This window comes from Sphingobacterium sp. UBA2610 (assembly GCF_002339225.1).
GTDB classification, from domain to species: domain Bacteria; phylum Bacteroidota; class Bacteroidia; order Sphingobacteriales; family Sphingobacteriaceae; genus Sphingobacterium; species Sphingobacterium multivorum.
This window is the reverse complement of record NZ_DDKA01000001.1, coordinates 67,315-92,451: the sequence shown is the minus strand read 5'-3', so window position 1 is coordinate 92,451 and position 25,137 is coordinate 67,315. Positions and strand designations below refer to the sequence as shown.

Annotated in this window: 26 protein-coding genes; 19 read left to right on the top strand and 7 right to left on the bottom strand. The window is 39.4% G+C overall.

The genetic code is table 11. The features are described 5' to 3' along the window. Positions 1 to 18: 18 nt before the first annotated feature. On the bottom strand, positions 19 to 618 hold the full coding sequence (locus B4Z47_RS00400; RefSeq protein WP_046674552.1) for a TetR/AcrR family transcriptional regulator: 600 nt from the start codon (positions 616 to 618) through the stop codon (positions 19 to 21). Between the two features lie 89 nt (positions 619 to 707). Continuing rightward, a complete protein-coding gene (locus B4Z47_RS00395; RefSeq protein WP_115045757.1) occupies positions 708 to 2,021 on the bottom strand; it encodes an ATP-binding protein in 1,314 nt (437 codons plus the stop codon). A gap of 501 nt (positions 2,022 to 2,522) precedes the next feature. Between B4Z47_RS00395 and B4Z47_RS00390 the strand changes: the two genes are divergently transcribed. From B4Z47_RS00390 to B4Z47_RS00375, 5 genes are all read left to right on the top strand, one after another. Then, the gene (locus B4Z47_RS00390) at positions 2,523 to 2,978 is read left to right on the top strand and encodes a DUF1572 family protein (protein WP_115045761.1); all 456 of its coding nucleotides are present in this window, start codon (positions 2,523 to 2,525) and stop codon (positions 2,976 to 2,978) included. Positions 2,979 to 3,033: 55 nt separating this feature from the next. After that, complete coding sequence (locus tag B4Z47_RS00385) at positions 3,034 to 3,186, top strand: hypothetical protein (RefSeq protein WP_159333051.1); 153 nt, start codon at positions 3,034 to 3,036, stop codon at positions 3,184 to 3,186. Then, positions 3,173 to 3,460 carry a GNAT family N-acetyltransferase gene (locus B4Z47_RS24640; RefSeq protein WP_115045762.1) on the top strand — a complete coding sequence of 96 codons (288 nt, stop codon included), beginning with the start codon at positions 3,173 to 3,175 and terminating at the stop codon, positions 3,458 to 3,460. The genes B4Z47_RS00385 and B4Z47_RS24640 overlap by 14 nt, the downstream gene beginning before the upstream one ends. Positions 3,461 to 3,550: 90 nt before the next feature. Beyond that, positions 3,551 to 6,106 (top strand): BamA/TamA family outer membrane protein, encoded by a 2,556-nt coding sequence (locus B4Z47_RS00380; protein WP_115045764.1) that lies wholly within the window; start codon positions 3,551 to 3,553, stop codon positions 6,104 to 6,106. A gap of 29 nt (positions 6,107 to 6,135) precedes the next feature. After that, positions 6,136 to 6,915: a helix-turn-helix domain-containing protein gene (locus B4Z47_RS00375; RefSeq protein ID WP_115045766.1), complete on the top strand. Its 780-nt coding sequence runs from the start codon at positions 6,136 to 6,138 to the stop codon at positions 6,913 to 6,915. 46 nt (positions 6,916 to 6,961) lie between these two features. Here B4Z47_RS00375 and B4Z47_RS00370 read toward each other — a convergent pair whose 3' ends face one another. Next, positions 6,962 to 7,624 carry a DUF1349 domain-containing protein gene (locus B4Z47_RS00370; RefSeq protein ID WP_115045768.1) on the bottom strand — a complete coding sequence of 221 codons (663 nt, stop codon included), beginning with the start codon at positions 7,622 to 7,624 and terminating at the stop codon, positions 6,962 to 6,964. Between the two features lie 266 nt (positions 7,625 to 7,890). Here B4Z47_RS00370 and B4Z47_RS00365 point away from each other — a divergent pair, with 266 nt between their 5' ends. Continuing rightward, positions 7,891 to 8,499, top strand: a complete 609-nt coding sequence (locus tag B4Z47_RS00365) for a class I SAM-dependent methyltransferase (protein WP_115045770.1) — start codon at positions 7,891 to 7,893, stop codon at positions 8,497 to 8,499. Positions 8,500 to 8,509: 10 nt separating this feature from the next. After that, on the top strand, positions 8,510 to 9,418 hold the full coding sequence (locus B4Z47_RS00360; RefSeq protein WP_115045772.1) for an NAD(P)/FAD-dependent oxidoreductase: 909 nt from the start codon (positions 8,510 to 8,512) through the stop codon (positions 9,416 to 9,418). Positions 9,419 to 9,626: 208 nt separating this feature from the next. On the opposite strand, the gene B4Z47_RS00355 is transcribed toward B4Z47_RS00360, so the two are convergent. Continuing rightward, the gene (locus B4Z47_RS00355) at positions 9,627 to 9,923 is read right to left on the bottom strand and encodes a winged helix-turn-helix transcriptional regulator (protein ID WP_201303552.1); all 297 of its coding nucleotides are present in this window, start codon (positions 9,921 to 9,923) and stop codon (positions 9,627 to 9,629) included. A gap of 142 nt (positions 9,924 to 10,065) precedes the next feature. Between B4Z47_RS00355 and B4Z47_RS00350 the strand changes: the two genes are divergently transcribed. Further along, positions 10,066 to 10,665: a nitroreductase family protein gene (locus B4Z47_RS00350; RefSeq protein WP_070565457.1), complete on the top strand. Its 600-nt coding sequence runs from the start codon at positions 10,066 to 10,068 to the stop codon at positions 10,663 to 10,665. 41 nt (positions 10,666 to 10,706) lie between these two features. Here the strand turns inward: B4Z47_RS00350 and B4Z47_RS00345 are convergent, their stop codons facing one another. Together B4Z47_RS00345 and B4Z47_RS00340 are read right to left on the bottom strand one after the other, a co-directional pair. Further along, the gene (locus B4Z47_RS00345; RefSeq protein ID WP_070565455.1) at positions 10,707 to 11,651 is read right to left on the bottom strand and encodes an MBL fold metallo-hydrolase; all 945 of its coding nucleotides are present in this window, start codon (positions 11,649 to 11,651) and stop codon (positions 10,707 to 10,709) included. Between the two features lie 63 nt (positions 11,652 to 11,714). Beyond that, positions 11,715 to 14,981: a TonB-dependent receptor gene (locus B4Z47_RS00340; RefSeq protein ID WP_159333049.1), complete on the bottom strand. Its 3,267-nt coding sequence runs from the start codon at positions 14,979 to 14,981 to the stop codon at positions 11,715 to 11,717. A gap of 282 nt (positions 14,982 to 15,263) precedes the next feature. On the opposite strand from B4Z47_RS00340, the gene B4Z47_RS00335 reads away from it, so the two are divergent. The 4 genes from B4Z47_RS00335 to B4Z47_RS00320 all read left to right on the top strand — a co-directional run bounded on the left by B4Z47_RS00335 (position 15,264) and on the right by B4Z47_RS00320 (position 17,382). Further along, positions 15,264 to 15,776, top strand: coding sequence for a DUF4269 domain-containing protein (locus B4Z47_RS00335; protein ID WP_159333048.1), 513 nt, complete (start codon positions 15,264 to 15,266; stop codon positions 15,774 to 15,776). A 17-nt stretch (positions 15,777 to 15,793) separates the two neighbouring features. After that, positions 15,794 to 16,351 (top strand): Crp/Fnr family transcriptional regulator, encoded by a 558-nt coding sequence (locus tag B4Z47_RS00330; protein ID WP_070565449.1) that lies wholly within the window; start codon positions 15,794 to 15,796, stop codon positions 16,349 to 16,351. A gap of 77 nt (positions 16,352 to 16,428) precedes the next feature. Then, on the top strand, positions 16,429 to 16,746 hold the full coding sequence (locus tag B4Z47_RS00325) for a DMT family transporter (protein WP_046674567.1): 318 nt from the start codon (positions 16,429 to 16,431) through the stop codon (positions 16,744 to 16,746). Between the two features lie 165 nt (positions 16,747 to 16,911). Beyond that, positions 16,912 to 17,382 carry a hypothetical protein gene (locus B4Z47_RS00320; protein WP_046674568.1) on the top strand — a complete coding sequence of 157 codons (471 nt, stop codon included), beginning with the start codon at positions 16,912 to 16,914 and terminating at the stop codon, positions 17,380 to 17,382. Between the two features lie 91 nt (positions 17,383 to 17,473). Here B4Z47_RS00320 and B4Z47_RS00315 read toward each other — a convergent pair whose 3' ends face one another. Then, positions 17,474 to 18,205 (bottom strand): 3-keto-disaccharide hydrolase, encoded by a 732-nt coding sequence (locus tag B4Z47_RS00315; protein WP_115045806.1) that lies wholly within the window; start codon positions 18,203 to 18,205, stop codon positions 17,474 to 17,476. Between the two features lie 684 nt (positions 18,206 to 18,889). Between B4Z47_RS00315 and B4Z47_RS00310 the strand changes: the two genes are divergently transcribed. From B4Z47_RS00310 to B4Z47_RS00285, 7 genes are all read left to right on the top strand, one after another. Then, positions 18,890 to 19,012, top strand: a complete 123-nt coding sequence (locus B4Z47_RS00310) for a hypothetical protein (protein WP_256604641.1) — start codon at positions 18,890 to 18,892, stop codon at positions 19,010 to 19,012. A 27-nt stretch (positions 19,013 to 19,039) separates the two neighbouring features. Continuing rightward, complete coding sequence (locus tag B4Z47_RS00305; protein WP_112376186.1) at positions 19,040 to 19,417, top strand: DUF7674 family protein; 378 nt, start codon at positions 19,040 to 19,042, stop codon at positions 19,415 to 19,417. Further along, complete coding sequence (locus B4Z47_RS24635) at positions 19,418 to 19,495, top strand: potassium-transporting ATPase subunit F (RefSeq protein ID WP_376782394.1); 78 nt, start codon at positions 19,418 to 19,420, stop codon at positions 19,493 to 19,495. 141 nt (positions 19,496 to 19,636) lie between these two features. Continuing rightward, a complete protein-coding gene (gene kdpA / locus B4Z47_RS00300; RefSeq protein ID WP_115045778.1) occupies positions 19,637 to 21,322 on the top strand; it encodes a potassium-transporting ATPase subunit KdpA in 1,686 nt (561 codons plus the stop codon). A gap of 26 nt (positions 21,323 to 21,348) precedes the next feature. Then, positions 21,349 to 23,358 carry a potassium-transporting ATPase subunit KdpB gene (kdpB, locus tag B4Z47_RS00295; protein ID WP_115045780.1) on the top strand — a complete coding sequence of 670 codons (2,010 nt, stop codon included), beginning with the start codon at positions 21,349 to 21,351 and terminating at the stop codon, positions 23,356 to 23,358. A 25-nt stretch (positions 23,359 to 23,383) separates the two neighbouring features. Then, the gene (locus B4Z47_RS00290; protein ID WP_115045781.1) at positions 23,384 to 23,950 is read left to right on the top strand and encodes a K(+)-transporting ATPase subunit C; all 567 of its coding nucleotides are present in this window, start codon (positions 23,384 to 23,386) and stop codon (positions 23,948 to 23,950) included. Between the two features lie 47 nt (positions 23,951 to 23,997). Beyond that, positions 23,998 to 25,083 carry a porin gene (locus B4Z47_RS00285; protein WP_070565437.1) on the top strand — a complete coding sequence of 362 codons (1,086 nt, stop codon included), beginning with the start codon at positions 23,998 to 24,000 and terminating at the stop codon, positions 25,081 to 25,083. Positions 25,084 to 25,137 lie beyond the last annotated feature (54 nt).

Sequence of the window (25,137 nt, the reverse complement as noted above, 5' to 3'; positions counted from 1 at the left end):
TTTTTTGGTGTAAAAAAATTAATCAGTCAGGGAGCGTGTGATGCCGTAAATAGCATCCTTTAAAACCTCTTGATTGGTATTGTCGCCATTGCCTTGGTTTACCAAATTGATCGAAATCAATCCATGTATAATTGACCAGTACGTAAAATACTTCCTGCAGATCAATTCTTCGGATGGGTTTTTCTCTTTCATGATTTCACGGATGACATCACTTATCAATTTTCCATGGGATTCAGCACATTTATAGGTTTTTTCAAAACCACAACAGGCCGTTCCCACACCGAACATTAATTGGTACAATTCGCGTTCTTCGAAGGCGAAATCCCAATAGCTAAACCACATTGCTTCCAATTGTTTCTCCAAATCGGTTTCAGTTGATTTGGCTTGTTTTACTTTTTTGGCAAGCAGGAGATAACCTTGGTTAGCAAGCTCCATCAGAATGGCATCTTTATTGGCGAAATACTCGTATATCATGGGGGCAGTATATTCGATGATATCTGCAATTTTGCGCATACTCAAGGCCTGCCATCCTTCTTCTTTGACGATTTGGAGCGCAGCATCTAGAATATTAGTTCTATTCTCATCTTTGAGCCGTTGTATGCGTTCTTTGCTACCCATGCTATGCGTAAATAATTTAACAGTGTTAAGCAAAAGTGATACTTTTAATTTTATTTATTGACATCTAAAAGTCATTAAATAAAAATGTGTTATTTTTTCTGCTCGGAAGAAGTGTTTTCATCGTTCACAGCGCGGGTTATAAGCTGTTTTATGCGATTCTTTTCTTTGTCAGTTAGAGGAAGTGCCTGTTCGATGATAGGGAGGATTTCCGTGCTTTTTTCCGACTGCAATAACAAGTCGATGAAACCGAGATAGGTGCGGATAAGGTCTGTTTTAATGCCGAAGAAAATGCGTGGATCTACAATAAATAGTTCCTGTATTAATGCTAACAATAGGTTTTTTCTTTTTTTATCTTGTTCCGAGCTGCTGTATTCGGGCAATAGGCCTTTTCTTTCTAGATCTGTTAATTTTACCGCGACAGCGTGCTCTAGTACATATTTTTTTTGCTTTCTATCCAGTAAATCACGTAACTCAGCATGTAAATTCCGATAAATAACTTGTTTGGCCTTCCCCGAGAAAAGATTATCTTCTGTAGATAGGAGGATATCTTGTTGTTCAAAATGATCAAAGAAGGTAGATTCAACATAGACGGAGTGGTGGAAATTGATCGCGTTATTGTTGAAACTGCTAAGTACTTTGGCAATTTCCTTTTTATCGCTATTCAGAAAATAATAATAATATCGATCACCAATTTGTTGGTTCCAGCGAATGTAATTGATGGTAAAATGATAAGAAGTATCACGATCAGGGCTATAGCCTGTCCAAGAAAGCTGGTCTGTCTCTTCGATTAAATGGTCATAAGCTAATAGCTTCCCATTGACGCGTATGGCGTAATTCCTATCCTTATTCAAGTAGAGAAACCAGCCAAACTCTTGTGCGAGGAAATTGTTAAAGTCGTCGCTTTCAAAAAATGTAGCATTAAGTCCAAAAACGCCTTCAAGAGTAACTTGCGTTCCCGTATTTTTAGATTCTACCAGCCTGCTTTCACTGATATCGTATTGCTCTTTACTTTCGCGATCAATTTGAATTCGGTAGCTTGAGAAATATTCATTCTCCTGAAAAACGGTATCCCAAATCGCACGTGTTGCAAAAAGCGAGAAAGAAAATCGACCCTTTCCCTTTTTTCCTCTGGTATAGGAGCTCCGTTTGAGACTATTTTTTTTTATAGAATCCAAAAAGTTTCCAAATGAGGAAGAAAGTGTCTCTAGGGGTATGCCTTCGCCATTGTCCTGTATGCTTACACGATTAATGTAGCCTAATTCATTACTGTCTATAGAGAGTTCAATCTGTGTGGCTTTTGCATCAAATCCATTCCAGAAATATTCAGCAATGGCATGTTTAGGGTCTTTGGGAAGTCCTGCAGATTCGATACTTTGGTTGGTTATTTTTGTGCTCCTCTTCATCGGAAAGGCGGTTTAGCTTAAAACTTGTAAAAAAAGATGGAAATAATTTGGTCGATTAATTCCATTTCAATGTACACTATTTTTTAGATCTCTTGATTAAAAATGTGAAAAAATAAGCAAGTCCAAAATAGATAATAAGATCGAAAAGAAGATAAATAGGATTGAAACTACTTCGATTCTCAGGTTCCATTGAGCGCTTGCCACCCATATATTCATAAAAAGGAAATGGAAAACCCAATCTGTCATTTCCATCGGATGGGCCATCGCATTTAGCGAAGAGAATGGTAGCCGCGACTGTTATTACACTAAAAATTACCCAAGTTTTCTTTGGGAAATTTGAAACTATCTTCATGGTTATAGCTCTTTAAGTTGTTTAAAATTACATAATATCATGTGGAGATGTATATTTCTGATTCGTATCAATATGGCTATTTAAGGCTAAAGCTGATGTGTTGATATAGAAATTGCTTTTTTGAGTAGAAATATATCTAAATTTAGTCTATGCTTATAGAAACTTTAAAAAGCCTTTTCCAACGGGACTTAAACAGGCTGCGGGATGAAATTTCATTGTACAAACAAGAAGGAAATATATGGCTTATTGAACCAAATATTGCCAATTCAGCGGGCAATCTATGTCTACATTTGATTGGAAATCTTCAAACGTACATCGGTGCTGAAATAGGAAAGACAGGGTATATTAGGGATCGAGCTGCTGAGTTTTCGTTAAAAGATATTCCTCGAACACGATTAATAGATCAGGTAGATGATACGATTGATGTGGTTACCCGCTCTTTGGATCTCTTGTCAGAAGAGAATCTGCAAGAGATATATCCCATACTCGTGTTTGAAGAAAAAACAACGACGCAGTATTTGCTCGTTCATCTGACCACCCATCTAACTTATCACCTTGGCCAAATAAATTATCACCGCCGATTGTTGGATCAACCTGATGCATAACTGAAGTATTGGGTGATCTATTCTTATTCTAAAACATAGGAAACAAATTTATAGTATGGACTTAAGAAAAGCGGTATTATCTGATGCCTTGGAGCTCGTAAGGTTGACCGAGCAACTGGGTTATCCAGCCGATATTGAAGGAATGAAAATTATTTTGGAAAGATCTATTACGGCAGCAGGAGTATGCTGTATTTGTGGGGGCCATTGACAATAAAACTGTTGGCTGGATTCAAGTTCATCAAGTTATCAGTATGGAGACTGGTGTTTATGCGGAAATCATGGGATTGGTTGTCGATGAAGAATATCGAGGTCGGGGGCTGGGTCGATTATTATTGCATGCGACATCCGATTCGGCTAGGTCAATAGGGTGTCGCCGTTTGCGTGTTAGATGTAATACCATTCGAACCGAGAGCCATAAGTTTTATCAAAATAGCGGTTTTATACTAAAAAAGGAGCAGAAAGTTTTTGATTCTTTGCTTTAAAAGGTGAACTTTAGCCCAAATAGATATCGAGACCATCAAACATTCTACCTGTATCGACTGTTGATTTCTCGATGACCCGACTTAGATAAAATGAGAAGAATCTTTACATTAATTGCCTGTTGCTGTGTTTTTAATTCGCATGCGCAGCGTATGGACAGTATTACCACGGTGATCGCACCTGAGTATGACCGAGTGGGATTATTGCATCGATTTTGGCTTGGAGATAGTTACCGTAAATTATACAATACTCCTGTTAAGATGCGTTTGATGGATCTCGCTACAGAGCGAGGTGGACTTCAGATCGTTAAGTTGGGCGGCGGAATGCAGACCCAGTCGCTTCGACTGGTAGATTCTTCGGGTAGGGAGTGGGTTCTCAGGTCCATTCAGAAATACCCTGAACGCAGTCTCCCGGAAAGCCTCCGAAAGACATTTGCAAAAGATATTGTACAGGATCAGATTTCGATACATCATCCATTTGGAGCATTGACCGTTCCGCCATTTAACAAAGCCTTAGGAATTCCTTCAGCGTCGCCGGAACTGGTTTTTGTGGGAGATGATCCAAGGTTTGGCGAGTATCGTGAGGTATTTAAGAATAGGGCCTATATGTTTGAGGCGCGTACCCCTTTTGAGGATCAAAAAACGGATAATAGCGCAAAAGTCATGCGTAAAGTGTTGGAAGACAATGATACACAAATTGATCAGAATCTCACACTACGTGCACGATTGTTAGATTTTACGTTGGGCGACTGGGATCGCCATCAAGACAACTGGCGTTGGGACCCTGAAAAAGAAAAAGGTAAAAAGATCTATACGCCTGTCCCTAGAGATAGGGATAAGGTGTATTATAAAACTTCGGGGGTATTTCCAACATTACTTTCCTATCAATGGTTGAAGGCCCATTTGCAACCCTTTAGTCCACATATCCGAAATGTGCCCCATTGGAATTTTAATGCAAGTACTTTTGATCATTTTTTTCTCACACATCTTACAGAGGACGAGTGGATTGACGAAATACAATTTGTTCAGAAAACATTGACGGATTCGTTGATTCATCAGGCTATGTTAACGATGCCTGATACCATTGTGAAAATGAGCGCGAATGAACTGGAAACAAATATTCGTTCAAGAAGGGACGAACTGATGGAAAGTGGATTAACCTACTACCGATTTCTAGCCCGTGTCGTTGAACTACCATTGTCCGCCAAATCTGAATTTGTAGATGTCGATTACAATAGTGATGGTTCGGTCACTGTCAATATCCATAACAAGAAAAAGGATGGCACCGAAGGGCGAAAATTGCTAAAACGTACTTTTGTACCTGATCAGACCAAAGAAGTTCGCATATATGGTATATCGGGCGCTGATGAATATAAGTTCCATGGATCGGGCAAATCGCCCATAAAGGTTCGGATTATTGGTGGTGATGGTCAGGATTTGTACCGTACAACAGACAAATTTGCCAATGGCAGCAAAGTTTATATCTATGATGGTAAAGAGCAGGTTCAGGGTACTATCCAGGTTGATGATGCTATTCATCTGAAATTGAGCAAAGACAGCGCTGTCCATACGTTTGACTATGACAATTTTGTCTATGATCGTAAAGGAGTTGTTTTTAATTTGGACTATGGCGTTGACCGCGGACTTATTTTTGGACTGGGGTATATGATCGAAAATCAAGGATTCAGAAAGAAACCTTATGCGTATAGGCATGAGTTTCTTGCCAGTTATTTGACCGGTCGCGAATCATTTATGTTTGATTACAAAGGTAATTATAAGGAACTCATTGCAGGGCATGATCTTTACATTCATCTTTCATCCCTTGGGCCCAAAAACCTGAGCAACTTCTTTGGGTATGGAAATAATACCATTTTTGATAAATCGGACTCAAAGCGCATTTCCTATTACCGAAATCGATTTGATCTTGTGAATGGTGATATTTTTCTAGAAAGATACCTAGCCCCCAAATTCAAGGTTTTCTATGGATCCTCCTCCGAATATTATAATAGTAAAGAATTAAATAATGTTGGACGATACTTTGAAGAGTTTCATGAAAAATATCCTTCGGAGCCTATCTACGGTAGTAATTTTTTCACTGGGGTCACCACTGGTATAGATTACGATACCCGCGATAATATCAGTAATCCAAAATCGGGAGTACATTTTCACACTAGATTGGGGTGGAATGCTGAAATCGGAGGGGAGGGCCGCAACTATACAAAATTACAGCATTCCATGAGTTTTTATAAAACGGTTGCCGACAACTATATTACTTTTGCTAATCGTGTGGGATTTGATGCGGTATGGGGAGATTCCTATTTTTATCAGCACGCACAAATTGGAGGAGAAATGAGCTTAAGAGGGTATAATTCTCGGCGATTTACTGGGAAAACAGCGCTTTATAATAATTTTGACATGCGATTGAAATTATTTAGCTACTCTTCTTATATCGTTCCTGGAACAGTCGGGGCAATTGGTTTCTATGATGTAGGAAGGGTCTGGATGAGTCATGAAAATTCCAATGACTGGCATATGGGATATGGTGGCGGAATTTATTTTATGCCAGGAGATCTATTAACTATTCAAGGAGTAATAGGGTTCAGTAAAGAAGCAACCTTGCCCTATCTCCGAATTGGACTTTCTTTTTAAAGACCTAAAACGAAGCTTTTAAGTATAAAATGAAATCGGAGATCAAAAAAAAATTAGATAGAAATTTTGCTGAGCGTAGATTACGAAATAGCAGCATCGATTTATCTGTGCTAAAACACTATAAGAGTTACGCAAAAACTTTTGCCGACATTCATAACGGTATAGTCGTACTGAGTGACCTGACGGCAAACTGGAGTTATACCTATATGGGGACAATTGCAGAACGACTTTACCTTCCTTCATATGACAGGAAGCTGGAAATAAACGGTATTTGGGAAGATTTTCTTCTCGAACGTGTTTACCCCGATGATTTGGCCATTAAGCATGCTTTGGAGCTTCAATTTCTCAACTTGGTCAAAAAAAAGGATCTGGCGGAGCGATTCAATTATCAAGCAAACAGTATACTTCGGGTCGAAGGGAGAGAGGGGCAAATCATCCAGCTGTCCCATCAGATTTTTTACTTGGACACCTCAGGACCGGAATTCCCCCAGCTGGCTTTATGCTGTTATACCTTACTACCAGAAACTGAAACTTCAATTAATCTTCGAAATTATATCCTCAATCAGGTAACAGGCGTAGTCCATCATTTAGATGGCTATGGTGCGAAAACTTCGATTAGTACACGAGAGAAAGAAATTTTAAGCTGCATCAAGGAGGGGATGATTAGTAAACGAATTGCCGAAAAATTAGGGTTGAGCATTAATACCGTTAACAGGCATCGGCAAAATATACTCCAAAAGCTTCGTGTACGAAATTCATATGAAGCAGTGAGTGTGTTTAACAAGATGCAGCAGGACATACTGACTTAAGATGACGCCCGTCTATGGGGCTGTCTTAGACGGGCGTCGATATTTTTTAGTTTGAATTATTCTCTTTCAGCCATTTGCTTCGACGTTGATCTGCAAGGTGTTTGATCGTAAAATAGTCAAATTTCGCCTGAAAGCCATTGCCGTCTGGTGAAGCTGCCATTAAACCAACCATAACAGGGTGATTATCCTGCAGCCAGGCATTCCTCATCATGATATACTCCTTGTCATCAAAAGAATAGAAAAATTCGACAGCATCTAATCGACGTATTGCTTTGATCCAAATAAAAGGGATTTCCTTATCTATTGGAATAATGCTCCAATCACTCGTTTTATGCGTAACGACTGTACTCAAATTGTATTTTCCTTCCACAAATTCTATCCCTGCTTTTATATAGTTTTCATGATCAATGCGCAGCATGAGACCTGCTTGGTCAAAGCGGGTTTGGTAGTTCGCCGAGATCTTTGCCTTGACTTCAAACTCTCCCCCGCGTAGCGTATAGAAAAAGGGGGCGTCGTCTACTGTAAATCCATAATGAGAGATACGCCAATAATCGCTTTTAGGCGTAACGAACATCGAAAGTGAATTGTCTTTGATGTTCCATTCTGTTGGTTCGTTAAACCAAAGCATCTTATCCAATTTTTGTGCGCTGGCCTGTATCGTAAGCAATGGAAATAATGAAGCTGCTAAAAATGTCTTTATAGTTTTCATGTTTTTGTTTTTGTAATGATATTCATTTTCATCAGCAAAGATATTTAAGCATAGCCCAGGTTTTCAATACTGATAAATAACCATGATTTCAATAATTCATCCTATTGTAATTTATTTGCAATTTAATTGCATTTAATGTTTTTGCTACATAGTTGCAATAGTGAAAAATACTATCTTCGCTGAGTTGACTTTTAATCCACTGTAGTACCGAATCGGTATAGCAAACAAGATCGATTTCAATTTTAAACAATATAAGCAACAGCAGTATGGAATTTTGGGAACGTAATTTTATAGAGAAGCAAGAAATGTGGGGGGATGAAGCCGCTAAGTCTACAACGTTTGCAGTAGGCTTTTTTTTGGAACACAACATCAAAAATATACTGATTCCTGGGTTCGGCTACGGTCGCAACGGTCGCCCTTTTTTGGAAAATGGAATAAAAATTACAGGCATTGAGATCTCGAAAACGGCAATAGAACTCGCCCGGAAATCCTTTGGGGCAAATACGGTTATCCATCATGGTTCGGTTAATGAAATGCCTTTTGATCAGGATATATATGACGGTATATTTTGTTACGGGCTTATTCATCTATTGGATGCTGAAGAACGTAATGCGTTAATCCAGCATTGTTTTGACCAATTAGCTGAAGGAGGTTATATGATTTTTACGACCGTATCAAAGCTAGCGAGCATCTATGGAAAGGGGGAGGCCATAGGCACTGATCGATTTGCAATGTTTGGTGGAGTACATATGTTTTTTTACGATGTCGATTCCATTCATGCCGAATTCGATCCCTATGGATTAATGGAAATTAGGGAAGTGGAGGAAAATTTTCCATTCTACTTCATCATTTGTCAGAAGAGGATTAATATTTAAATATATATTTATGAAAGATGATAGAAGCTATGAGGTAATTATCGTTGGGGGAAGTTATGCGGGGCTTTCTGCAGCGATGGCATTGGGCCGTTCCTTGCGGAATGTGTTGATTATCGATAGTGGGCTACCTTGTAATCGACAGACGCCGCACGCTCATAATTTCATTACGCATGATGGTGAAAAGCCGCTTAGTATAGCGAAAAAAGCGAGGGAGGAAGTTCTGAACTACCCGAGTGTCAAGTTCCAGAAAGGGCTTGCTGTGAGCGGCACGAAGACAGCTACAGGGTATGAAATAACCACCGAAAATGGGGACGTCTTTCAGGCTAAAAAGCTCATTTTTGCGACTGGTGTGGAAGATATTATGCCTAGTATACAAGGATTTTCAGCCTGTTGGGGAATTTCGGTTATCCATTGCCCATATTGTCACGGTTATGAATTCCGAAAAGGAAAAACTGCTATTATGGCCAATGGAGAGCGTGCACTTCACGTAGCGGGATTGGTCAATAATCTCTCGAACGACTTAACGCTATTGACTTCGGGTAAGGCTAGTTTTGATGTTAAGCAGAAAGCAAAACTGAAGTTACATGGTATTTCGATTATTGAAGAAGAAATAACTAAAATCCAGCATAAGAATGGATGGGTCCAACAGGTACAATTAAAAGACGGTCGTGAACTTGCCTTTGATGCTGTTTATGCTGCCATACCTTTCAGGCAACATTCGCTTATTCCTGCAATGTTAGGTTGCGAATTGACCGATCAGGGACATATAAAAACAGACAATTTCCAGAAAACAACAGTTGCGGGTGTTTTTGCCTGTGGAGATAATTCCAGTATGATGCGTTCGGTGGCGAATGCGGTTGCTGCAGGAAACCTAGCTGGAGCAATGGTTAATAAAGAACTTGTTGATGAGGTTTTTTAGTGGCCATATTGATCTGTTTTCCGGCAGTGGTGACACATTGTTAATTCATCAGGAAGTTTTTACAAAAACTTCCTGATGCGTAAATGCTGTCTTTATTAAATTTTTTTGTCCAAATTTTACTGAAATAATAGCTGCCGATAAGATAAACCGACACCAGGAAGTGATCCTTTATGATGGATAATCGTTTTAAAAGTCGACGGTTCCTACTCTACATTTGTTGAATACGTTCGGTCCGACTAGCCGTTTCCCGTCCCCATTCTGCAATAGATTCTAATAGCGGAATAAGCGTCTTGCCGAATGGTGTAAGTTCGTAATCTACTTTCAAAGGAGCTTTTTCGGTATGTACTGTACGCTTTACTAAACCATCAGCCTCAAGTTCCTTTAATTGTAAGCTTAATGTACGCTCGGTAATTAATGCACATTCTTTTCTTAATTCATTATAACGTTTTTTTTCAATTAGATGAATCAAAATTACTGCTTTCCATTTTCCGCCTATGTATTTCATAGTTAGGCTGGTACTGCATGGGTATTGTTTGTTGTCTATCAAATACATCTGTTACTATCAAGTTTGACCGTTATTGCAAATATATAATACTATATTTAAGTTTGCAACTATAAAATATATAGTTAATTTAATCTTGTATGTTATGGCTTTTTTAGAAACTGCAAAGCAACGTTACACAACGAAAAAGTATAATTCAGAAGCGCTAATTCCGGAGGAGAAAATCGCTGAATTAAAGGAAATAATCCGATTGAGTCCATCTTCCATCAATAGCCAGCCATGGAAATTCTTCTTTGTCTCTTCTGGGGAGATGAAACAAAAACTCGCTGCCGCATCCTATTGGAACGCACAGAAGATAAATGAGGCAAGCCATCTGGTTGTCTTTAGCGCACTTACCGATGTAGATCGCTTTGAAGAGCAGATCGCAAACACGCTTCCAGAGGGATCGATTAATTACTATAAGCAATTTTTGCAGTCGAAAGGGGAGTTCCATGTTCAATCCTGGATGAAGCAACAGGTGTATCTTTCTTTGGGATTTTTCCTTGCAGCCTGTGCTGCAAATCATATTGACGCAACCCCAATGGAAGGAATTGAAAATTCCGTCTACGATGAAATACTAGAACTCGATGGCTATCAGACGCTGTTTGCAGTTGCTATTGGCTATCGACATGTGGAGGATGCAAATCAGCCTGCAATTACCGCAAAATCACGTTTGACAATTGCAGATATAATTGAAGAGTTCTAGGTAAAAAAGATGAAACCAATAGTGGTTTCATCTTTTTTACATTAGTTTAAACTTATCTTTTTGCCCTGTTCGGGGAAAACATAATTTATTTTAAGTGGATTATTGTTGAGCAATTCGTTTTTAATGATTTCAGGGTTGTTACCAGTTGGTTTTCGGTGTGTGACCACTATGCTTAGCCCTTCCAAGTTTTTTAGTCCCGTTTTTTCTTTGAGCTTTACGAGTTCTTCTAGCAGCAAATTGGGGGTTAGGTGACCGAAGAGTAAATTTTCTGGCTGATTATTTGGGAAGGAGACTTCAATCAATATGCTGTTTAATTGTTTATTTTTGATCAGTGGGGTAATCTTATTCCAGAGCTTATCTAGCTGATCGGATTTTTCCACCCGGTCCGCGCCAGTATCGCCGAGGTAAAGGAGGTAGTGATTATCATGGCGGACAAGTGCTGCACTACTTTTATATGGATTTACATGGCTCAGCTCATATGCCGTCAAAGATAATGCTGTATTTGGTACTTGCATTTCCAGCCCCTCCTGTAAACTGTTGTAATGATACTTTCCTAGTATGGGTTTTTGGCCCTGATCCCCAAAATTGATCCAGGTATCCGTGATGAAATAGTGATTTTGTAGAATTTGAAGGACCGGATCAATAGCGAAAATGTTCTTTTTGCTATCGGCAGGTGAATTAATAATAAGACCCGATAGATGATCGAGATGTCCATGGGAAATGAAATATCCCTTTATTTGGTTATGCAAAATTGTTTCGACCGATCCATTTAGACTTTTCAACACAATAGCTTTTCTAATCCCCGTATTTATGGTTCCGGCGTCGAGGCAAAGGAAGGCCGTATCTCTTGGAGTGCCTACTAAATAAGCAGAAAGATTGTCTTCTTGTTCGCCACCATATATTCCCAGCGGGACAAGGTCAAAATGCTGTGCCTGACAGGTCATGGTCACAAGAAATGTAAAAATGGAAAGCGCTAGTTTTTTCATGATTATTAAACTAAAAACCCATCCGTTGTTATAGGATGGGTTCAAATTTACGTTATTTTTTGTTTATTGGTTGAATCGGTAACGTACACCCAGCTGAATTCTCCAGCGTGAAGTTTCATCCACACTGTTCGAGAAAGTGTTGGTTAAAGGAATCTGATTTGTTGCATCTAAATACGGGAATGAGAATGTTGGTTGTCCCTGCGCATTCAATCCTTTGTAATTTAAGATACCGTTCGCTTTGTTGGCAAATTGGGCAACTCCCCAGCTTTTGTTGATCATATTACCGAAATTAAATACATCAAAAGTAATCTGCAATTGATGTTTCTTTCCGCTGGTATTTAAAAATACATCTTGCGCGATGCGGATATCCAGTGTTCCGATCATTTTTCCTACCAATGCGTTACGTTTCGCGTATTGGCCTCTGTGCGCGTTCAGGTAATTGTCCTGATTAATGTATCCGTTCAATTGAGACCATAATTGATCAGCTGTCCGAGTGTCTTGCGCATTGTCGCCAACAAGTGCAATTTCAGCTTTACTATTTGGAATGTAGATCAAGTCATTACCAGACAAACCATCATTGTTCAGGTCACCGCCATAAGTATAAGAGTAGCGAGGTCCGTCCTGCAGTTGATAAAATAAGGAGAATGTCGTTCCTAAATGATCCAGGTATTCTTTACGGTAAGAGAAGTTGGCAATAAATCTATTTTTAACCAAATAAGTTGAATAAGATAGGTCAGCGCTATTTGGATTACCCGACACATAGCGATCACGCCACATGGATTGAGCAATAGATCCTCCATCGTTCACAGATCTTGAATCTGTATAGGTATAACCGATATTTGCAAAAAATCCACCTTTGAACTCTTTCGACAATGTTCCTGTCAAGGTATAACTATAACCTTTTGATGTATTGGACATCACAATGGCGTCGGAAATATTCGGATTTTCGGGAGTAGGTTGAGCAGCACCATAAATACGTGGAGTATTGTAACGCATACGGTTATCGGCACCAACTAAAGCTTTACCGTCCGTCGTATTTAGATTGACGTTACGGAAATAGACCGAATTGATATCTTTTGAATACATGGCTTCAAAAGTACCAATAACACCGCCTGGTAATTTTTGGTCAATGGCAAGGTTCGTTCTCCAAAGCTGCAAAAATTTGAAGTTATTATCCGTTACCGCCAAGTTATAACTCGAGTTGTTGGCTGCAGTTTGGTGGTTCACATTGCGATAAGCATCTACATCAGGTGTAAATGGGCGGTTTGTAGGATTATTAATAGATTCAGAACCAAACATAACACCATTATTGCCGGCCTGATTAGAAATCCATACTAATGGCGGACGACCCGTAAAGATTCCCGATCCACCACGTACCTGCGTTTGATTTGTTCCATTGACATTCCAATTAAATCCAATTCGTGGCGACCAAAGAATTGCACTCTTTGGATATTTTGATACATCGATCTTTTCACCTTGATCAAAATTCAACTTGGTTACATTATCATTTTTCAGTTCATTGGGGGATGATATGTTAGTCAAATCGGCTCTCAATCCAGCAGTCAATTTAAAATGATCATTTACAGCATAGGCATCCTGTGCATATAGACCAAACATACGTGCTGAAATTTCTGCATAAGGAAATGACCCATCAGGTAAAACAGAATATTGGATTTGGTATTTGGTTGCGTTGGAAACATTATTTTTTGCAGAGTTGTAGAAGTCATCTAAACTGGCAAATGTATAGGCTCCATAATAGTTCGGTGCAAATCCATTGGTGGTTTTGTAATTTTCAAAATTGGCTCCCAAGGTAATCTCATGCTTTCCGGCATAAATATTAAAGTTGTTGGTTGCTTGAAATACCTTCGTCTTTAAGCTATTAAATGCTGTAAATGGTTCGTAACCAAATGCTGTCATGCTACTACCGTCGGGGTTCATGATGTCTACCAGAGGAAATGGTTGGCCACCTTTCGACTCTCTATAGTCGTTCATGACATTGTATCCTACGGTCAATGAATTAGAATATTTGCTACTGATACGCGTACGTAATTCTAAATTCACATTGTCCATGTTGTTGTTTATACCGTAGCCTGCTGAGCTGAAAGGTAGGCCAAGGTTGGACGGTTGCCGATTATTTTTGGGCGCACCACTATTGGACGGTAAGATGTCACGATAGGAACGAAAGTAGAAATATTTAGCGCTTAAGGTATTTTTTTGATCGATATTGTAATCTAATTTAACGGAAAATTTGTCACTGCGTGTATCCAAAGGATAATCTTGATAAGATCCAGGATTATACCCGATCGATTTAAGGTAGTTGGCTAGCTCATCAAGTTTCTCCGCAGATACGGTTGAAACATTCGGCCCCGTATTTCCTCCGCGTGAAGCTATAAAATTTGTTCCTGGGTCTGTTCTTCGCTCAAGCTCGCCGCTTGCAAAAAAGAATAGCTTGTTTTTGATAATTGGTCCCCCCACGGTAAAACCATAGCCTTTTAAGCTGAAGTTGTTGACTGGTGCTCTTAGTCCGGCCGAATTGTATTTGTTGACTAAATTCTGATTTCTGAAATAATAATTTAACGAACCTTGTACTTCGTTGGTACCACTTCTTGTTACGGCATTGATTGCAGCACCGGTAAAACCATTTTGTCTTACGTCATAAGGAGCAATGTTTACTGAAATCTCCTCAAAGGCATCCATATTGATAGGTTGCGAGTTTGTTTGGCTTCCGATGGTTCCTTGTAGTCCAAACGCGTTGTTAAATAGCGCGCCATCGATGGTAAAGTTATTGGCAAGGTTGCTTCTTCCTGCAAAAGAAGGATTACCGTACTGCATCGAAAATTGAGGGGTCAGTTTGACAAAGTCTGTAAAGCTTCGATTGAGTGTGGGTAGATTTTGAATCGCTGTGCGGGAAATGTTTTGTGCCGCACCTGTTCGGCCGGAGTTGAAGACTTTGCCCTGTCTCGTACCTACAACGACAGCTTCATCCAATACTTGCGATGCGGACTGCATCTGAATATCTAATGTTGAGCTTTGTCCCAAAGCCAGTTTCTCGATCTGCTTGATATTGGGTGAATGCCCAAGATAAGTTACAGTGATTTGATAAGGGCCACCAATTCTCATATTGGGGAGATTATAGCGTCCGTCACTTCGCGATGAAGTAACGTACTTTGTCCCAGAAGGTAAATGTATGGCTTCAATTGTCGCCCCATTGATTGGCGAATTTCCCTCTCTGACGGTTCCATTCAGAGCAGAGGTGGTTTCATTTTGCGCATAGGTAAGTGAGGTACCGATTGTGCTTAGCAAAATACTGGTAATCAAATGTTTTCTCATTTGTTTTGTAGCTGTTTAAATGACTAGGTGATTTTTAAACCGCGATAAAGGTAGGAGAGTAGTATTGATTTTGTGTTAAGTAAATATTAGTTAACGGTTTCCACTGTCGTAGGTATAAACCGTTTTTTATTATTGATAATTCAGTCCAATCTTGCTTGCGGCTATTTTTTAATTTTGATTATGTTTACGTTTTTTCTTTTGTTGTTTAGTATATTCAAACCTATTTAACCGGATTGGATTTTATCGTTACTTATGACCATAAATTTTAAAAACATAGATTATTTGAAGTCTGGAAACGACGTGCAGAAAAAAGCCTATCGGTTATTGACTGACTATCAAATTACTACTCTTCTTGATGCTTATGATCCGATTGTAGTTGGTACGATACCGATTCAGCTAGATGTGGGTGGGAGCGATATAGACATTATTCTGTGTGTCAACGATTTTGATGCTCTTGAAGAAATGCTGTCTCTTAATTTTTCGAAACATGCACATTTTCGGTTACAGCGGCCGGCCGATCGTGTAATCGTCTGCCGTTTCACGATTGAAGAGCAGCTTTTTGAAATTTATGCAACGGATAAAGCAACTGAAATTCAGAATGGATACTTACATATGCTTAAAGAGCATGAAATTATTCAATTGAGGGGTGGAGAATTCGCTGAACAGGTCAGACAGCTCAAGAGGAGTGGGATAAAAACTGAGCCTGCATTTTGTCAGCTATTGGGAATTGAAGGCGATGCATATACAGAACTTCTAAAGTATAATCCAGCAGATAACACGATGAACTATGAATGATTTTAATCTATAATAGAATGAATCCCCTAGTTGAACAGTTCAAAAAATATGGCTATCTCAATGAAGCAATTGAGAAAGCGGTAGAAAATAGAACGCGTTATTTCTTTAAGAAAAAGGGCGAGCATTTTTTGAGAGAAGGGCAGCATTTATCCAGCTATTTTGTTTTAAGTACAGGATTACTACGAGCTTATTTTTTTAAAAACGGACGTGAAATGAACAGCTGGTTTGGTGAGGAAAACCAGATTTTTGGATCGATTTTACCCGTTTATACTGAAAAACCCTCTTTTGAAAATATTCAGCTTCTTGAAGATTCCGAGATCTATGCTATTTCTGTAGACGATTTAAATGAATTGTATAGAATTTATCCTGAACTAAATCTTATCGGTCGGAAGATTGCCGAGGAGGTTTGTATTATTCTTGAAGAACGGATTATGTCGCTGCATACCGAATCTGCAGTAGAACGATATCAATCGCTCATACGCTTACAGCCCAATTTGTTAAATAGAATTAATCTCGGTCATATTGCATCATATTTAGGGATTACACAAGAAACACTTAGTCGGATCCGGCGATAAGGTACGATTTTGATATAAGTCAAAAAATGCACCTCATTTAGCGATTATCTTTGCTGTAGAAATTTAAACTATTGAAAATGAATTGGATTGCATTGATCATCGCTGGCATTTTTGAAATTGGCTGGCCGCTCGGATTAAAAATGGCTCAACAGCCAGATTCAAATAAATTGGGTTGGATCATATTGGCTATTGTTTCTATGAGCATTAGTGGAGGATTATTGTTTTACGCTCAAAAGGCAATTCCTATCGGTACAGCTTATGCCGTATGGACAGGTTTGGGAGCTGTGGGAACATTGATTGTTGGAATCTTTTTTTTCGGAGATTCTGCCAATATATTTAGGCTCCTTTCAGCAACATTGATCGTCGCTGGAATTATCGGTTTAAAAATATTCTAAAAAGCCACAGGAAATGCTATTTATGTTAGGGAAGATTTAAATAAATTATATAGGTGAGCTCAATTTGCTTGACTAGAATGTTCAAAGTCGTTTGAAACGCACTTTTTTAATCAAAACTCCTTATAAAAGAGTAGGTTGGGATGATTTTTGCTTGATAATCAAATTATGAGGCAAGAACTAGCAGAAAAAATAGAATTGTATAGTAAAAGGTACGGCCTATTTATGCGGCCGGAGTATATTAGCTTTGCTCGGGACACGACAAGACTTTTGCTTCGCAATGAATGTCTCCGTGAAGGTGATATAAAAGCGTACCAAGACTATATTGCTTCTCATTATCCGGAAGATCTTCCCTGGGAAATGAAACAATATCAGGAAACGACCAAAGCATTGGAACGAATGAGTAAGGAAATGGCAATTGCTTGGGTGAATACGCATCAAATCAATATTTTCGAATCCGATATTTTTATCGATGATGAAGATTCAATTTTGCGCCCTATTCAGTCAAAGGATGAAGATATGTTTCGCTATAATTTTAATGCGTTGGAAGAACTCATCTACAATCACCAAAGACCAGAAGATCTATTTCGGCGGAATAGGGATTGTTTTTGGATAGATACAAGAATTGAATGGCGGTAGTAATACTTCTTGCGATATTTTTTATAATCGAGACGCTAAAACAATTTTTTGTTTTAGCGTCCAAGTCCTTCGCATATGTGAAGGACTTTTTTTATAAAAGCTTTATTTTTAGATTTCTAAACGATACGCCTCTCGACCAATCCTGCAGTGCTAATTTCCCATTGATATGCTTACCAAACTCCGGATAATCTTTGAAATTACTATGCTTTACTAAATCTTTCCATTTAGCTGAATTAAAATCCATTTCAGCAGTGATTTTTCCATTTAGGAAGAATGTAATTTTTCCATCTTTCTGAACGATACTGGATTCATTCCAATCATCTTGCGTTTTAATGTTGACAAAGTTTTGTTGCGGTAGAAATGTATAAAGACAGCCCGAACGCTTTAGCGGTTTATCAAAATCAGGATGGGAATCTGCCAACAGTTGGTACTCCGGTCCAGAATGGTAGGTCGCATTAATATCGGGTCTTTCCTGTACGTTGACAAAAACGCCACTATTTCCCTCTTTTTCCAGCTTCCATTCAAACTTAAACTCATAATTTTTATACTCTTTGTCCGATACCAAGTCGTATTTTTGGCTTTCACTGTTTGGGTCACAGTAAATTGTTCCATTTTTTACAATCCAGGCCGTAGGCGCATTTTTGCTATTATTGTACGTATGCCAATTGTTGAGCGTGCTACCATCAAATAAAAGTTGCCAGCCATTACGTTGCTCTTCTTCTGTCAATGTATTGGGACTGCTTTTTTCATTTTGACAGGAGAGTAAAATACAGCCCAGAAAGACCCATAAGGTGATTTTTTTGAAAAGGTTTAAGTTTATCATTGTTTTTATTTTTATAAGTGTCTCTTTAATACGTTTTCCCAACCAATATGTATTCCCTAAAATAATTTTTAATGTGAACTTTTGGAGACAATTTCATATTCCTTTGCAAATTTGTTACATAGTGCTTCTGCTAATACTTATCCCGAGGTTCACATATTCTCCCATTCATTCATGAATTTTTAAAATGTGCTGGCCCATCATTTTAAAAGATAAATCGGCTCAAGCCGTCTATACTTCTTTGGTCACCTTTCAAGCATAGATGACAAGGTACACATTATAATGATTTGATCACATTTTCAGCATAGTCATTCTCATTTTGATAAAATAACCTTATCAAAATGATAGGATTCTCCAATTCTATTTTGTGACTTATTTTTTTTATATCATCTGATTAATAGTGTTTTATGATGTTTTTCGGTACAGTGGAACAGGATTTGGCTTATGGGGACAAATGAATGTAAATATGAAAACAGGACGGAAAAGAAAAGTATGTGGTAAGAGTCCGCCGAGGGGGACGATCGGCAAAGCTACTAGCATTAAATTCAAGTTTAAAAAATGAAATCGCAAGTCACTAATAAAGTTTAACAATGGTAATAACAATTGTACTCATCATAACTGGACTATTTTTCTTCTGGTTATTCTATAAAATGGTCGACTTTTTCGGCAAAATATAAAATAAATAATATGAAAGAGAAGCAAGAAAATAAAGGCAGAGGTTCCGCTCATAATGTGTCGGGCGACCGTATAGCGAAGGTCATCGTAGTGGTATTGATTATTGCAATGATTTTTCAACTCTATATCGGGTAGATTTTGATACATAGTTTTACGAACAACATGAAAAAATTAAATCAATACGGTGCAGGTCTGTATATGGCGCTCCATTACAAAGAAATCCGATCAGAGATTAGTTTCCTATTACGGAAGCACAATTTTGCAGGAGCTTTACAGGCTGTTATTAATCATCTTCGGAGCTTAATAGTACTGCAAAGCACGGACAAAATCTGCCAGCATATTCATTTCCTCGGAATGATTTATGGACGAGGAAACAATTATGTAAAATACATTTTGGAAAATCTTTTTGTTAGATCTTTAGGAGGTCTTCGACGCATAAGTTCGGTCCATGCATGGGCAGAAATCGAAGCCCAGCTACCAACACCATTTTTAGAGGTCCTCAAAGGACAACAAATCCATAACCTTCTAATATCAAAGTAAATGACAGCTTTATTTATTGTAGCACTACTGGTTTTTACATACATCTGTTATGTACTCTTAAGGCCAGAAAGATTTTAATAACAAGATTACTCATTCGTCATTGTCAGCGATGAAACTGCGCTTTCAGTCAGTCCTTTTGGCATTACGAAGTCAAAAGAAGGGCTTAAAGTTAGCTGACGATTGATCATGATACACTTTTTATACAAATCAATTAAAGAAATGAATACAGAGATTCTTGGAATCATAGTGATGTTCATCGTAACATTACTACTCGGACTTCCCCTCGGGAAATATATAGCTAAGGTATATGGTAACGAAAAGACCTGGTTAGATCCATTGTTTCAACCATTGGAACGTTTTTTTTATCGAGTGGCAGGAATTAATCCCAATGTTCAGATGACTTGGCAAAAGCACCTCCTTGCTCTTCTGACAATTAATCTAGTGTGGTTCCTGTTGAGTATGGCTATCCTGATGAATATGGGAAGTTTGCCTTTAAATCCAGATGGAAATCCTGGAATGACTGCTGATTTGGCTTTTAATACCAGTATATCCTTTTTGGTTAATTGTAATCTCCAACACTATTCTGGGGAGTCGGGCGTGAGTTATCTAGGACAAATTTGGCTCATGTTTCTCCAATTCGTGACTGCAGGCGTGGGAATGGCTGCTGCAGTGGTTATTTTTAAAGCTTTTAGGGATAAAACAACAACGCAATTGGGCAATTTTTACGATTTCTTTGTGAAATCTTGCACCCGCATTTTACTCCCTATCTCGGTCCTGGTTGCTGCCATTTTCGTGTTCCAAGGCATGCCGATGACATTCGAAGGTAAGGACAGTATGATTACAGTTACTGGAGATACCGTACAGGTAAGTCGAGGACCAGTAGCTGCCTTTGTTCCAATTAAACATCTGGGAACAAATGGAGGTGGTTTTTTTGGTGCGAACAGTGCGCATCCATTCGAAAATCCCAATTATTTGACCAACATGGTGGAAATGATTGCCCAGTTTATTATCCCGATGGCGATGATATTTGCATTCGGCTTTTTTATTCGCAAGCGTAAATTTTCATGGATGATGTTTGGCGTGATGACCATTGGGTTTATCATCCTGACGATTCCAAATATAAAAATGGAAATGGCTGGAAATCCAGCGATCGCACAGATGGGTATTGATACGTCTATGGGGGCTATGGAGGGAAAGGAAATACGTATTGGTGCCGCAGCATCCGGCTTTTGGAGTATTGTCACAACGATGATTTCGACGGGATCAGTCAATTCTATGCATGATAGTTACATGCCCTTATCTGGTATGAACGAACTGATAGCCATGATGGTGAATGCCTTTTATGGCGGTGTGGGCGCGGGAATACTCAATTTCTTCATTTTTATTATACTCGCCGTTTTCATTAGTGGCTTGATGGTGGGGCGCACACCAGAGTTTATGGGTAAGAAAGTTGAAGCGCGCGAAATGAAAATCGCCATGATTGTTGCTCTTGCCCATCCTTTTCTAATCCTTGTCGGTACAGCACTTGCGACAGCGTTTCCAGCCCAAGGTGCTTCTACATTGAATAACCCTGGATTCCATGGTTTTAGTGAAATATTGTACGAATATACTTCATCCGCAGCCAACAATGGTAGTGGTTTTGAAGGTCTTGGAGATAATACCATTTGGTGGAACATTTCGACGGGTATCGTATTGTTACTCGGCCGATTTATACCGATTATAGGCCCAATTGCTATTGCTGGGTTATTGGCTGAGAAGAAATTTATACCTGAAGGCGAGGGAACGCTAAAAACTGATACAAGTACATTCGGTTTAATGGTATTCGCTGTGATCGCGATTATTGCAGCACTCTCTTTCTTCCCTGCGTTGGCACTGGGTCCAATTGCGGAATATTTTTCCATGTAATACGTAAAAATTAAAGAATTCTAAAAATGAGCAGTCAAAAAACATTGTTTCAGAAAGAGCTTGTACAACAAGCGTTAAAGCAATCTTTCGTGAAGCTAAATCCTAAAATAATGTTCCGTAATCCAGTGATGTTTACCGTGGAAATCGGGACGTTGATTATGGCCGTGGTTTGTCTTTGGATAATGACCGGAGAAAAATCACAAGGTACACTTGGTTATAATTTTACAGTATTTCTTATCCTATTTTTAACCTTGCTGTTTGGCAATTTTGCGGAGGCAATTGCCGAAGCCCGCGGAAAGGCGCAAGCAGATAGTCTTCGGAAAACTCGGGAGGAAACTCCTGCAACCCTGCGCGATGGTGGGGTCGTTTCATCCGCTCAATTGAAAAAAAATGATGTTTTTGTTTGTCAGGCTGGTGATGTAATTCCATTGGATGGGGAAATTATCGAGGGGTTGGCGACAATAGATGAAAGTGCAATTACCGGTGAATCAGCACCGGTGATCCGCGAGGCTGGGGGCGATAAAAGTTCAGTTACAGGTGGCACCAAGGTTTTATCCGATCGAATTGTCGTGCAGGTAACGACAGAACCGGGTGAAAGCTTTCTGGATAAGATGATCGCACTGGTCGAAGGGGCAAGCCGCCAAAAAACACCTAACGAGATTGCCTTAACCATCCTTTTGGCAGGTTTTACACTTGTTTTTATTATCGTAACGGTGACCTTAAAACCATTTGCGGATTATGCCAATGTCGGTATCACCATTGCTTCGTTTATTTCACTTTTTGTCTGTCTGATTCCAACGACAATAGGTGGTCTTTTATCGGCGATTGGTATCGCGGGAATGGATCGCGCACTTCGTGCAAATGTTATTACAAAAAGTGGCAAGGCAGTTGAAACGGCGGGTGACATTGATGTCTTGTTGCTTGATAAAACTGGAACCATTACGATCGGAAATCGTAAGGCGACAAATTTTTATCCCGCCGATGGTGTCATGAAAGAAGCGCTGGTACGTGCAGCAACATTGAGCTCCATGGCGGATGAAACACCAGAAGGGAAATCAATTGTCGAATTGGCTGGTGTCAACCCATCGAGCTATAAGGTCGAAAACCCGGCATTCATTAAGTTTACCGCCGAAACCCGTAGCTCGGGAATAGACTTTGAACAGACACGTATTCGTAAAGGTGCAACAGATGCTATTCGAAATATCATTGTAAAGGCTGGAAATCTATTTCCTCAGGAAATAGATGAGCGCGTAAAGCTTATCTCTCAAAATGGGGGGACCCCATTGGTCGTAGCCGAGAATGAACAAGTACTCGGTGTCATAGAATTGCAGGATGTGATAAAACCCGGGATTCATGAACGCTTTGAAAGGTTGCGAAAAATGGGTATTAAGACTGTTATGGTGACAGGAGACAATCCGTTAACGGCCAAATATATTGCCGAAAAAGCGGGGGTGGATGATTTCATCGCCGAAGCGAAACCCGAAGACAAGATGAACTATATCAAAAAAGAACAGCTTGACGGGCGATTGGTCGCCATGATGGGGGATGGTACAAACGATGCTCCGGCACTTGCACAAGCGGATGTTGGTGTAGCAATGAATAGCGGTACGCAAGCTGCAAAAGAGGCTGGAAATATGGTCGATCTCGACAATGATCCGACCAAATTGATCGAGGTTGTGGAGATAGGTAAGCAATTGTTGATGACCCGGGGTACGCTGACAACATTCAGTATTGCAAACGATGTTGCCAAATATTTTGCGATTATTCCGGCCCTGTTTATTGCGGCAATACCGGCACTTCAAGGTTTAAATATTATGCAGCTCAGTAGTCCACAAAGCGCCATACTATCGGCTGTCATCTTCAACGCAATTATTATCCCATTACTGATTCCTTTGGCATTAAAGGGAGTTGCATACAAACCTATAGGCGCAAGCGCATTGTTACGGAGAAACCTGCTCGTTTTTGGACTTGGTGGAGTGCTCGTTCCATTTATTGGTATCAAGGTCATAGACCTGCTGGTTTCGCTATTTATCTAATACATTTTTAATAATTAAAGCAAAGATGAAAACACAAATATATCCAGCAATAAAGATTACAATAGTTTTATTGCTCCTGCTGTCAGTTGTATATCCGGCCCTTGTTTGGGCAATAGCTCAGATAGCACCTAATCATGGAAAAGGGGAAATGCTAGCGTACAACGGGCAAAAGTATTACAGAAATATTGGACAGGCCTTTACGCGTGATGATTACTTCTGGTCGCGTCCTTCCGCTGTTGGTTATAATGCAGCAGGATCGGGAGGAAGTAACAAAGGACCCTCTAATGGGGAATATCTTTCGGAAGTTAAGGCCCGTATTGATACGTTCTTAGTCCACAATCCCACCGTAAAACGCGAACAGGTACCGGTAGACATTGTTACAGCCAGTGGCAGTGGTTTGGATCCAGATATCTCGGTAGAGGCCGCAAAAATACAAATCGATCGTGTTGCGAAAGCAAGAGGTATATCGGTAAATAGCTTACAGTCTCTCGTTGATGCTCACGTTCAGACCCCTCTATGGAATATGTTTGGACCTCGCAAAATCAATGTCCTTGAACTAAATATTGCTTTGGACAAGATGGTTGAAAAATAAAATTGACCTGATGGGTCATTGATTTACACTTTACAAGAACGATATACATGAAAAAACTAGCGATGTTGGCCTGTTTACTCGCAGGAGCAACACAATTATTTGCACAGCAAGATACAACTCAAAATACCCAATTGTCTATCAGTGGTTACCTTGAAGCATATTACCTTCGGGACTTTAACAACCCAATTGGAAATACACGCCCAGGCTTTGTATATAGTCACAACAGAACAAATGAAGTAAACATAAACTTGGCACTTTTAAAAGCTGCGTACGAAACAACAAATACACGTGCAAATCTTGCTTTTGGTGTCGGTACATATATGAATGCGAACTACAGTGCGGAACCCGGTGTCTTAAAAAATATTTACGAAGCGAATGCCGGTGTTCGTATCTCGAAAAAACATAATCTATGGATCGATGCTGGAATATTTTCATCCCACTTGGGCTTTGAAAGCGCTATAGGAAAGGATAATTGGACTGTAACAAGGAGTATTTTTGCTGATAATTCCCCTTATTTTGAAACCGGCGCAAAAATATCCTATACATCCGCATCAGGAAAACTATTTTTAAGCGGGCTTATTTTAAACGGATGGCAGCGGATTCAACGGGTGGATGGTAGCAGTTTACCTGCATTTGGACATCAATTAGTCTATAAACCGACAGCTAAATGGACTATCAATAGTGGTTCTTTTATTGGCAGTGATAAAGCGGATAGCGTCAGACAGATGCGCTATTTTCATAATCTATATGCCATTTATCAAATGAATGAAAAGCTGGGAATTACATTCGGATTTGATATTGGAGCGGAACAAAAAGCAAAAGGTAGCTCAACGTACAATGTATGGTACACGCCTGTGTTAATTGCACGATATGCGACGACCGAAAAATTTAGCTTAACAGCAAGAGGAGAATATTACAACGATAAGCATGGTGTAATCGTTTCGACTACGACAGATCAAGGTTTTCAAACGTTTGGCTATTCTTTAAATGCAGATTATGCAATTCTTCCCAATGTCGTTTGGCGCACGGAACTACGTAATCTCACCAATAAAGATGCTATTTTCCTTGATCGGACAAATAAGTTGGTGAAAAATAGTTTGACGGCTGTCACAGCACTTACAGTTAGTTTTTAAAACAATCGTTCCTGTCGTGTGTTGGATCGGCAGGAACTTTCTGAAATGAAAGGC